This window comes from Oceanicaulis sp. UBA6590 (assembly GCF_002433705.1).
GTDB lineage: Bacteria > Pseudomonadota > Alphaproteobacteria > Caulobacterales > Maricaulaceae > Oceanicaulis.
This window is the reverse complement of sequence record NZ_DJIQ01000061.1, coordinates 4,606-6,599: the sequence shown is the minus strand read 5'-3', so window position 1 is coordinate 6,599 and position 1,994 is coordinate 4,606. Positions and strand designations below refer to the sequence as shown.

1 protein-coding gene is annotated in these 1,994 nt (G+C 61.6%); it reads right to left on the bottom strand.

The genetic code is table 11. The annotated features are described in order from the left end of the window. Positions 1-73: 73 nt before the first annotated feature. A partial coding sequence (gene fusA / locus B2Z70_RS12225; protein WP_292983595.1) for an elongation factor G occupies positions 74-1,994 on the bottom strand: 1,921 nt, incomplete at its 5' end.

Here is a 1,994-nt window from a genome sequence, read left to right as displayed (position 1 = left end):
TCAAACTTTTCCTTGGCCATTGTCTCTTCCTACTCTTCAGACAGGCGTCGTTTCTTTGGATCGATGATCCGAATTACGCGATTTTGGAGATCACTTCGTCGGCGACGGCTTGCGGCACCGGCTCGTAGTGGTCGAATTGCATGGTGAACTGGGCGCGACCCTGAGTGGCCGAACGCAGGTTGTTCACATAGCCGAACATGTTGGCCAGCGGCACGAAGGCGTTCACCACCGTGGCGTTGCCGCGCATCTCCTGGTCGCGGATCTGGCCGCGGCGGGAGTTCAGGTCGCCGATGACGGAGCCGGTGTACTCATCCGGGGTCACCACTTCGACCTTCATGATCGGCTCAAGCAGCTTCATGCGCAGCGCAGACTTGGCTTCGCGAAGCGCAGCACGGGCGGCGATTTCGAAGGCCAGCACGCTGGAGTCCACGTCGTGATAGGCGCCGTCGACCAGGGTCACCTTGAAATCGATGACCGGGAAGCCCGCCAGAAGGCCGGTTTCGCGGACCGAGTTCAGGCCCTTTTCGACGCCCGGGATGTATTCCTTCGGCACGGAGCCGCCGACGATCTTGGACTCGAAGGTAAAGCCTTCGCCCGGCTCGGCCGGTTCGATCTGCAGCTTGATCCGCGCGAACTGACCCGAACCACCCGACTGCTTCTTGTGGGTGTAGTCGATCTCGTGAGCAACGCCCACGGTCTCGCGGTAAGCCACTTGCGGCTGGCCCACATTCGCTTCGACCTTGAATTCACGCTTCATGCGGTCGACGAGAATGTCGAGGTGCAGTTCGCCCATGCCGGCGATGATCGTCTGACCGGATTCCTCATCGGAGGACACGCGGAAGGACGGATCTTCAGCCGCCAGGCGCGCCAGAGCCACGCCGAGCTTCTCCTGGTCGCCCTTAGATTTGGGCTCGATGGCGATCTCGATCACCGGATCCGGGAACTCCATGCGCTCCAGGATGACCGGAGAGGACGGGTCACACAGGGTGTCGCCCGTGGTGGTGTCTTTCAGGCCCGCGATTGCGACGATGTCGCCCGCATAGGCGTCCTTGATGTCTTCACGGTTGTTGGAGTGCATGAGCAGCATGCGGCCGATGCGCTCTTTCTTCTCTTTCACCGTGTTCAGCACGGTCTGCCCCGTGGACAGGGTGCCCGAATAGATGCGGCAGAAGGTGAGCGAGCCCACGAACGGGTCGTTCATGATCTTGAACGCCAGCAGGCCGAGCGGCTCGTCGTCCGACGCCTTGCGCACGATCGGCTCTTCGGTCTTCGCATCGATGCCCTTGATCGCGGACACTTCCACCGGAGACGGCAGGAAGTCCACAACGCCGTCGAGCAGAGGCTGAACGCCTTTGTTCTTGAACGCGGTGCCGCACAGGATCGGGTTGAAGGCCAGAGAGATGGTGCCCTTGCGGATCAGCTTCTTCAGCGTTTCCTCGGACGGCTCTTCGCCTTCCAGATACGCTTCCATGGCCGCTTCGTCCTGCTCGACGGCGGTCTCGACCAGCATCTCGCGGTATTCAGCGGCCTGGTCGGCCAGCTCGTCACGGATGTCGCGCACTTCCCAGGTCGCGCCCAGGTTCTCGCCCAGCCAGATCAGCTCTTTCATGGCGACGAGGTCGATCAGGCCCTCGAAGTCGCTTTCCATGCCGATCGGCAGCTGCACGCACAGCGGGTTGGCGCCCAGGCGGTCCTTGATCATCTCGACGCAGTTGAAGAAGTCCGCGCCCAGCTTGTCCATCTTGTTGATGAAGATCATCCGCGGGACTTTGTACTTGTCCGCTTGACGCCAGACGGTCTCGGTCTGGGGCTCGACGCCGGCGTTGGCGTCCAGGCAGCACACCGCGCCATCGAGCACCCGCAGCGAACGCTCGACTTCGATGGTGAAGTCCACGTGGCCGGGGGTGTCGATGATGTTCAGACGCTTTTCTTTCCAGAAACAGGTCGTCGCAGCAGACGTGATCGTGATGCCACGCTCCTGCTCCTGCTCCATC